The organism is Mesorhizobium sp. Arg314 (assembly GCF_053714275.1).
The window spans coordinates 217,157-225,555 of sequence record NZ_JBSKBP010000010.1; the positions used below are offsets into that span (position 1 = coordinate 217,157).

Sequence of the window (8,399 nt, forward strand, 5' to 3'; positions counted from 1 at the left end):
GCCTTTCAACGAAACACCGCTCACAGGCCGAACTCCGCGCGGATTTTTTCGCTGTGCTCGCCGATGCGAGGGGCGGCCCGATCGACCTTGGCGCGAGCGCCGTCGACGCGCAGCGGCGTGCGCGTGGTGAGGATCGAGACGTTGTCCTCGCGCGTCACGGTCTGCAGCATGTCGAGCGTCTTGAAGCCGTCGCTTTCCATCAGCTCCGGCCAGGTCAGCACCTTGGCGCACCAGACATCGGCGGGCTCGAGGACGGCCAGCCATTCGTCGATGGTCTTTTCAGCAATGCGTCTGGCGATGATCGCCTTGATCTCGTCGCGGGCGGTGAACCAGATCGCCGGCTTGTCGCGGAACGGGTCAAGCTCGGGCAATTCGAGCAGGTCGGCAATCTTCGGTATCGGCGTCATGGCAATCGCCAGGTAGCCCTCCCTGGCCCGATAGACGCCGTAAGGCGCCGAGAGATAGGCGTGCGCGCTACGGAACGACGAGCGCTTCGGCAGGCGGCGGCCGTCGTTGAGATGCGTGGTCAGCACTTCGAACTGGAAGTCGATCAGCGCCTCAAGCAGGCTGGTTTCGACATGGCCGCCCTGGCCGGTGATGCCGCGCCGCACCAGCTTGGCGAGGATGCCTTGCGCGCTAGCCGCGCCCGCCAGCATGTCGGCAATCGCCAGGCCGAACGGCACCGGCCCCTGCTCCTCGTCGCCGTTCAGCCACATCACCCCGGAGCGCGCCTGCGCCAGCAGGTCCTGCCCCGGGCGCTTGACCCACGGGCCATCCTCGCCATAACCGCTGATCGAGGCATAGACGAGCCGGGGATTGAGCGTCCTGACATGCTCATAGTCGAGGCCGAGCCGTTCGATGACGCCCGGCCTGAAATTCTGGATCAGCACGTCGGCTTTGGCGATCAGCCCGCGCAGCATGGCGAGATCGGTCTCGTTCTTGAGGTCGACGGCCAGGCTCTCCTTGCCGCGGTTGATGGCGTGGAAAATGGTGGAATCGCCGCCGATCTCGGTGTCGCTGAGATAGAGCCGGCGCGACAGGTCGCCGCCATCGGGCCGCTCGACCTTGATGACGCGCGCGCCGAGGTCGAGCAGGCGCAGCGAGCAGTAGGGTCCCGACAGGAACTGGCTCATGTCGATGACGACGAGGCCGGCCAGCGGAAGTTCGGTATCAACGGCCACGGTTCACTTCTCTGTCTTGCCGACAAAGTCGGCCGGGTTCTTGTATTTCACCGTCTGCAGGTGCTCGCAGTAGAGCGCCAGCTCTCCTTCACCCTTGAAGACTTCATAGCTGGCGCGGATCAGGCCCATGTCCCGGTAGCGAGGCTTTTTGTCGAGGTTGGTGCGGATCGAATAGATGGTCTCGCCGATGAAGACCGGCTTGATGAAGCGCAGCTTGTCATAGCCATAGGAAAAGGCATTGAGGCAGTTGGTGGCGACCAGGCCGAGCCCGGCCGAAAAGACGAAGGCGCCGGCCACCAGCCGCCGGCCGAAGATGCCTTCCTTCTCGGCGAACATCTGGTCCTGCACGTAAGGGTGGATATCCAGCACCAGCGCATTGAACATATGGCTTTCGCCCTCGGAGACGGTGCGGCGGAGCGAACGGATTTTGTGGCCGGGCTGCCAGTCCTCGTAGAACCAGTTTTCCGAATTCCAGACGGGGATGTCGGCATGCGCCTCAGGCATGTCGGCCGGATACGTCGAGGCGACACCGACAGTCGGCGAGAATGTGCTCATGCCTCGCTCCGGGAGGTTCCGGCGCGGCCTGCAAAGCGGTTCCGGGCGCGATGCCGGATGGCGAGATGCATGATCACTTTCCTCCCGTCAATTTTCTTTTGTGAATAATATTTTCACATATGGGATTGCCTTGCAAGCGACGATCGGCGAAATTTTTGCAAAGCCGGCACAAGCGGAGGAGCCGCCGGGGCATGGGAGGAACATCGATGCAACGCGCCTGTCTTGTCTTTGTCGGCAGCCTCAACCGCGAGGCACCCTATTTCCAGGGCGCGCGATCAGCAGTCCGGAAAGCTCGATCGGGTCGACTTCGCGCCTTGCGGCGGCGCGACGCCGCGCAACCTTGCGCTCAGCGCCTCCGGCCGGCACTTGATTTCGGCCAATCCGAACGCCGACCGCATCTCGATCTTCGCTCGCGATGAAGCCAGCGGCCGGCTGACCGACAACGGCCATGCCATCAAAATCGGAATGCCGATGTGCGTGCGGATTATCGAGGACCCGCTCCGATCCTAAAGCGCGTCGCGCTGAACCGGCTTCAGGCGACGCGCTTTAGTCTTTGTTTTGATGCATGTCGTTGTCCCAGAACCGCTGCACACTTCTGGGTGACATGCATTAGCAGCCAAGCATGCTCACTGGCTGACCCGGGCGAACGAGCCGGTATAGGTCTGCCCCGCAAGCGCGTAGGTAACATTGAGCGTTCCTGGCGACGGCATCGTGGCGGTAATGTCCGCGCCGTTCGGCAGGCGCCCGAGCTTCAACGTGTTGCCGACGATCCGGCCCGAGCCGTCGGCGACACCCGGCTTGTTGTCGGCCAGATCGCCCCAGGCATAGCTGACCGTCACCTGCCCGCCTGAAGACACGGTCAGAACCGCCAGCTTGCCGTCATACATGCCGTTGAGCTGCCCTGACCATATGCCGGAGAATGCGGCGTATCTGGCCGGAACGCCTTTGCCGGGCGGAACGATCGCAGCCGTCTGATCCAGCACCGCCGAATTCGGCGAGGCAGGTGCGGGAGCAGCAGTGGCGGCCGGGACAGGTTGCGGGTCAGCAACAGGCTGCGTGTCCGGAGCAGATTGGCAGGCAACAAGCGCGAATGCCGCAAAGCCAAGCGTCGCCAAGAGACTGTTTGGTGGAGCCAATCGGAATCGAACCGACGACCTCTTGAATGCCATTCACAGGGCCTTTCTTTCGTTCTGTTTCCGTTCGTTGCAGGAAGTTTCCGAAAACCTAGTGATTTCAATGCAAATCAGTTATGGTGTTTCCGAGAGTATCGCGACGTTTCCGTTTTTGTGGTGCCCCGGTGGTGCCCCGACCCTCGAAATGGTGTCTCAGTATGTCGGAAGGCGGCAGGACAGTCAAAATCACCAAACGGCTGGTGGACGCCACCAAGCCGGATGGTACTGACTTCTATCTGTTCGACAGCGAGTTGATCGGATTTGGCCTTCGCGTTCGGGCCACCGGCGGTATGTCCTACATTGTCCGCTATCGCGCTGGCTCCGGCCGTTCGGCGCCGGTCAAGCGAGTGACCATTGCCAAGGTTGGCAAGATTACGCCGGACCAGGCCCGTGACGTCGCGAAAGACCTGCTCGCTTCGGTCGTCAAAGGGCAAGACCCCTCCCGGGACCGGGCAGAGGATCGAGGCGCCCTCACCTTCGCGAAGCTGGCCGAGGCCTTCCTCGCTCATATCGAGGCGATCAAGAAGCCCAATACGCACGCGCAGTACGCCCACATGCTCAATGCGTACGCCGTGCCGCGCTTTGGCACGCGAAAGGCGGTGGCGTTGACACCGAGCGATCTGGCTGCGCTCGTGCTTAGCCTAAAGGCAAAGCCCACCACCGCGAACCGGGTCCGCGATGTTGTCAGCTCGATGTACGGCTGGGCGCTCAAGGGCAAGGTATTGCCCAAAATGGAAAACCCGGCCGCCGGCATCGCCAAATACCGAGAGGTAAAGCGGGAGCGTTTCCTGACCTCCGATGAACTCTTGCGCCTCGGTGATGCCATCCGCGAAGCTGAGACGGTCGGAATTGCGTGGGAACCGGATCCCGAGAAGAAAATCAAGCACGCGCCCAAGGCTGCCAATCGACGGGTGAAGATAGACCCGGCATCGGCCGCGGCACTGCGTCTGTTTATCCTGACCGGCGCCCGCCTGCGGGAAATCCTCCACCTTGAATGGAGCATGGTAGACTTAGAGCGCGGCTTGCTTCTGCTCCCTGACAGCAAGACCGGCCAGAAAACCATTATTCTGAATGCTCCAGCTCAGATGGTGCTGGCCGAACTGCCGCGCATTGATCGGTACGTTATTCCCGGGAAGCCAAAAACGCTCAAGGGCGGCAAGATCGAAAGCCGCCCACGCGCCGATCTCAAGCGACCTTGGCAGATGGTTCGCAAGCGCGCCGGGCTCGCGGCTCAGGCGGACAATCCTACCTTCCGGGTGCGTATCCACGATCTGCGGCACACCCACGCATCTATTGGCGTGGGCGCCAACATCGGCCTGCCAATCGTCGGCAAGCTGTTGGGGCACACCCAGGCTCGCACGACCGAACGGTATGCACACCTGCACGCCGATCCATTGCGCAAGGCGTCCGACGCCATAGGGAATACTATCGCTGCAGCGATGGGCGAAGAAATGAAACCCGCCGAAGTCATTCCAATCAGGAAGGACAAGACAGGCTAACAGTTCGCAGGGATAGGCCGGCCAGCCGACAAGCCGGGGCGCACCTCCCGGTTTCCCTGCGGCCCTCCTGGTGCAATCGCGAAGGTGCTGCGTTGGATTTGAAATTCCCCTTGATGGATCTGCCGGCCTATGAGGCAAAGGCAGGACCGTTCGAGATTGACGGTATCGTTGTCTCGCTTCTCCGGGGAGGCAAACTGGCCCCGTGGGCTCAAGCCCAGGCAACGGAAACAGCGCTGCTGGCGCTCGGGCGCCGAACCCTACATGTCGCGCTGATGAAAGCCTTCGACGCCCATCATGCCGGCGTGTCAGATTCGAACATGGCAGATTGGGTGCGCACGGCTAAGCTGGCCGGCAAAGCCTCCACCTCGTTAGACTTGCTGATGGCGAATCTTTCAGGGCTCTCGACCAGAAATCTAGAAGCTATCGAGGCCGTCTGGCTGGAAAAGCCCTTGAAGATAGTTACCATCCCGCACGAAAAAGGCGAGGATGTCGAAGCTCTTGCAGCTGACTTGGCGAAACATCTCGTTCTTGCGCAGAAGGGGTTGGCAATGGTTGCCCGTCGAATCGAGTCGAACAGGCGCCGTCTGAAGGGGACCAGGAAGAATCAAGGCGAACGGGCCAAGAACGCGTTTGTCCAGACCCTAAGCGAGGCATGGGCTTTTATGACTGGCGTTACCCCGGCCGCTACAACGCCCGCTCTCATAGACTTTGTTCAAGCGGCCTGGGGGGATGCCGGCGGCTCGACACGCTCTACTGATTTCACAAGAGCGATACAGGCCAGCACCCGGGCACTGAAGGCCACGCCAAAGATTGCAACCTCGGCCTATTGGCCCGAGTGGGTTCAACCCTAAGTAAAGACAGACCCCCCTCAACGAATTGCAGGGGTTCGTCCGTTACTGCTCACCTCCGTTGCCGCAAGTTGCCTCTACGCCACGGGCTTTTCCGGGCGGTTGATGAGGCAAGATCAATGTCGCATACGGACTCTAGCGCCCACAAGATGATGCTCCGCACAGATGGTGCTGCGCGATACGTCGGACTCTCCATTTCTACTCTTGAAAAGCTGCGATTGACTGGCAATGGGCCCGAGTACATTATGCTCGGTCGCGCGGTAGTCTACGCGCCTAACGACCTCGATGCCTGGATTGAAGGCAATCGTCGCAAATCCACTTCGGTAGCGTCGTAATGGAGGTACACGAACATGTATCTCCATAGTGAAACGCCGGCCCTGACGGGCTCAAACGTCAGGATCGGCGCCTCGGTAGATGTAAAAGCTGTAGCGGCTCAAAACTACCTCAACGCCCCCATCGATGTCCAGCGTTTTGCCGCCCTCGTCGTCGCAAAACGTTATGGATTGTCCCCCGCCATGGCTCGTCTCGTCTGCGAGCTGGCGCACCTCGGCGGGAGGTCGAAATGAGCGAGACCCTTCCCGAGAACTCACCGAAATTTCTACCCCAGGCAAAATGGCGAGACGGAAACCCGCAGAAGGTATGGGCGCAACGGGCTCTCCGTAGCGCGTTGAAAGCCGGCCTCATTACGCAGATGCCGTGTAAGGTCTGCGGTGAACCCGACGCTGAAGCCCACCACACGGATTACGATCGGCCGCTGCATGTCGATTGGCTTTGCCGGCGCCATCATCGGCAGGAGCATTTCCGCCTTAAGTGTGAGGGGGACCACCAGTAATGGCTACCTCAAATCAAACCCTCCCTGCGCCGACCGCGGCGCAGGTTCCCCTCGCTGGGGAAGTTCGCAGTCAGTTGGTGCTCGATGCAGCCCGGTGGCTGTCGCCTGTTCCATCCGACGAGCGGCCGCGTCCAACCATCCCGTATCTTCGACGCAAGTTCTCGTTGTCGGCCTTGCTGGCCGTGGAGGTGATCCGCCAGGCCAACGCAATTCGTCGGGAGGGCTCTACCAATGCGTGAGTACTCCAAGGTAAGCCCCAAGGTTTGGCAATCCCGACGGTTCCGAAGCCAGTCGGACGATTCCCGGCTCTTCTATTTGTACCTGCTCACATGCGAGCATCAATCTAGCGCGGGGTGCTTCAGGCTCCCCGACGCCTACGCCGCCGAAAATCTCAACTGGTCAGTCGAACGGGTCCAGGCCGCCCGCGCCCCTCTGATCGCTGACGAGATGCTCGCCTACGACGACGAAGCTTTCGAGTACTTCATCCGTCGCTGGTTCCGGCATAACCCAACGGCCAACCCCAAACACCTTCAGGGCGTCAACAGGCTCATTTCCGAGCTCGACAGTGCGGCCATCCAAGACCCGGTCGAGTCCGAGTTGAACGAAAGTCTGGAGGCGAAGTCGAAAGCCACGAATGTCTCTCCTCTCGCGGACGTGCGCACTGCGGGCGATCATCTGATGAACTCACGCTATCTGGCGGGCTTTGCCGGCAACAGGAGGGCATAGGGCTATGAAACCCCTTTCAGAGCACTCCGATATACAGAGACTGAGACAGAAACTCAGACAGAGACAGAAACCCAAACAAAAACAGAAACCGAAACACGACAGAAACACAGACCGCCATCTTGTCGATCGACGAAGCAATTTCGTCGCCGCAAGGCTTTGGAGGGGAGGGAGAGCCTGGATCCGATGTCGGCGCTTTACCTATTCGCGTGATCATGGCAGCAGGGCTTTATCAGCATGAACAGCACAGCAGAAAAACCTCTCACCCTTCAACTGGCGGCGGGTATCGCTGGCACGACGCCAGATACGATCGCCAGATGGTGCAAGCGCTACGGCATCGGCAAGCAACTGCACACCAAGGCGCCGTGGCGGGTCGATCCTATCGGCCTCCATATTGTCATGGCCGGGGATGCGACGGCCTTGGCTGATTACCAGGCTTGTGCCGGATTTTCCGATCGATCCGAGGCCGGGGGCGCCTAGGCGCCCCAATGAAATTCGTTTGTCTACTGCGGATCATCACCGCTCATACGATCCGCACAGATCGAATCGATCTCTGCGCGATTAGGGGTCGGCTGAGCGGGATACCCGTCGTACAAACCAGTCAATTCACAAAGTCGGTCAAGTTCTCTGCCTGTTTGATAGTGGGAACCTATCGATATCGCCAACAAAACGATTAGTAACAATATTCCCGGATTGCTTTTTGCTCTGTCGGCCAGCCCGATGAGGTCAAAGCGCAACCGCTTGAACATGTTATCTGTCCGCAAGTCGTGCGTGGGATCGGCTTCGCTTAATCTCAACAACCGACAGCGCAACGATGGCAATCAAAGTCGACGCGAGGTGCCATTGTAGCATAGGGCTAGGTGAAGTCGTCGAGGCATCCGTCGCAGCGCTCGCAACAAGGATGCAAAAGTTGAAGCCGATGATTTGCCTGAATGGATGGGCATCATGCCGGCCGCCAATCCACACCAGGACCAAATAGATAACAAACTGGCCTGCGACGGCTCCGATACCCGCACCCCAAAAAGCATAAGGATTCACAATCCCTCCTCCATCGAATGACCCGAGCCAGTTATAACCGGCTGCCTCCATGAAGCATGGCCGGATTTTCCTTTGCGATGCGGCACAATACATCACTTTGCCGGTAATGTGGAAGGCTAACGCCCAGCGTTGCTGTTAATATCCTCTGACAGAGCATTCAGAGGGCACAATGACCCGCGAACAAATTCTTCAAGAGCTGCGGGCCGGCCTTCTGGCTGCCGGGTTTGTTGCTGTCGATGATCTGAGCCGCGACGAGGAGATTTTCCTTCGCGCGCATTCTGGTGAGCTGGAAACTGATGACACGCCGCTCACGCACGTGAATTTCGCGCCGCAGGAAATGGCGATGGATGTTGCGGACGTGGTTAGTTTGATCCGGGATCGGATTGCGGGCGCTGTTCAGTCTCACCAGGAAAGAGTTGGCCCCATTCACCAAGGGGCTGGAGTCTGGGACGTTCCCGACGCTGCCGCGTGGGACTCTAGAGCGGGATGAGATTAGTGTTGGTCATAGCCTGAGTTTTGGAAATAGTGTGAGCACTCTGTCGGTGTGACGC

General features: G+C 59.8%; 11 protein-coding genes. 7 read left to right on the forward strand and 4 right to left on the reverse strand.

Translation table 11 applies throughout. From position 1 onward, the window contains the following. Positions 1 to 20 precede the first annotated feature (20 nt). Together ACWGS9_RS13770 and ACWGS9_RS13775 are read right to left on the reverse strand one after the other, a co-directional pair. Positions 21 to 1,181: a CaiB/BaiF CoA transferase family protein gene (locus ACWGS9_RS13770; protein WP_454505766.1), complete on the reverse strand. Its 1,161-nt coding sequence runs from the start codon at positions 1,179 to 1,181 to the stop codon at positions 21 to 23. Between the two features lie 3 nt (positions 1,182 to 1,184). Further along, the gene (locus ACWGS9_RS13775; protein WP_454505767.1) at positions 1,185 to 1,736 is read right to left on the reverse strand and encodes a MaoC family dehydratase; all 552 of its coding nucleotides are present in this window, start codon (positions 1,734 to 1,736) and stop codon (positions 1,185 to 1,187) included. A 222-nt stretch (positions 1,737 to 1,958) separates the two neighbouring features. On the opposite strand from ACWGS9_RS13775, the gene ACWGS9_RS13780 reads away from it, so the two are divergent. Next, positions 1,959 to 2,246, forward strand: coding sequence for a lactonase family protein (locus ACWGS9_RS13780; protein ID WP_454505768.1), 288 nt, complete (start codon positions 1,959 to 1,961; stop codon positions 2,244 to 2,246). A gap of 116 nt (positions 2,247 to 2,362) precedes the next feature. Here ACWGS9_RS13780 and ACWGS9_RS13785 read toward each other — a convergent pair whose 3' ends face one another. Then, positions 2,363 to 2,719: a hypothetical protein gene (locus tag ACWGS9_RS13785; protein WP_454505769.1), complete on the reverse strand. Its 357-nt coding sequence runs from the start codon at positions 2,717 to 2,719 to the stop codon at positions 2,363 to 2,365. Positions 2,720 to 3,066: 347 nt separating this feature from the next. On the opposite strand from ACWGS9_RS13785, the gene ACWGS9_RS13790 reads away from it, so the two are divergent. From ACWGS9_RS13790 to ACWGS9_RS13810, 5 genes are all read left to right on the forward strand, one after another. Then, on the forward strand, positions 3,067 to 4,407 hold the full coding sequence (locus ACWGS9_RS13790) for a tyrosine-type recombinase/integrase (protein ID WP_454505770.1): 1,341 nt from the start codon (positions 3,067 to 3,069) through the stop codon (positions 4,405 to 4,407). A gap of 92 nt (positions 4,408 to 4,499) precedes the next feature. Beyond that, positions 4,500 to 5,258 carry a hypothetical protein gene (locus ACWGS9_RS13795; RefSeq protein ID WP_454505771.1) on the forward strand — a complete coding sequence of 253 codons (759 nt, stop codon included), beginning with the start codon at positions 4,500 to 4,502 and terminating at the stop codon, positions 5,256 to 5,258. Positions 5,259 to 5,605: 347 nt separating this feature from the next. Continuing rightward, positions 5,606 to 5,821 (forward strand): hypothetical protein, encoded by a 216-nt coding sequence (locus ACWGS9_RS13800; RefSeq protein ID WP_454505772.1) that lies wholly within the window; start codon positions 5,606 to 5,608, stop codon positions 5,819 to 5,821. A 497-nt stretch (positions 5,822 to 6,318) separates the two neighbouring features. After that, on the forward strand, positions 6,319 to 6,813 hold the full coding sequence (locus ACWGS9_RS13805; RefSeq protein ID WP_454505773.1) for a hypothetical protein: 495 nt from the start codon (positions 6,319 to 6,321) through the stop codon (positions 6,811 to 6,813). 234 nt (positions 6,814 to 7,047) lie between these two features. Continuing rightward, entirely contained in the window at positions 7,048 to 7,290 is a 243-nt protein-coding gene (locus ACWGS9_RS13810; RefSeq protein ID WP_454505774.1) for a hypothetical protein, read from the forward strand. A 23-nt stretch (positions 7,291 to 7,313) separates the two neighbouring features. Here ACWGS9_RS13810 and ACWGS9_RS13815 read toward each other — a convergent pair whose 3' ends face one another. Beyond that, positions 7,314 to 7,559 carry a hypothetical protein gene (locus ACWGS9_RS13815; protein WP_454505775.1) on the reverse strand — a complete coding sequence of 82 codons (246 nt, stop codon included), beginning with the start codon at positions 7,557 to 7,559 and terminating at the stop codon, positions 7,314 to 7,316. Between the two features lie 458 nt (positions 7,560 to 8,017). Here ACWGS9_RS13815 and ACWGS9_RS13820 point away from each other — a divergent pair, with 458 nt between their 5' ends. Continuing rightward, a complete protein-coding gene (locus ACWGS9_RS13820) occupies positions 8,018 to 8,338 on the forward strand; it encodes a hypothetical protein (protein WP_454505776.1) in 321 nt (106 codons plus the stop codon). Positions 8,339 to 8,399 lie beyond the last annotated feature (61 nt).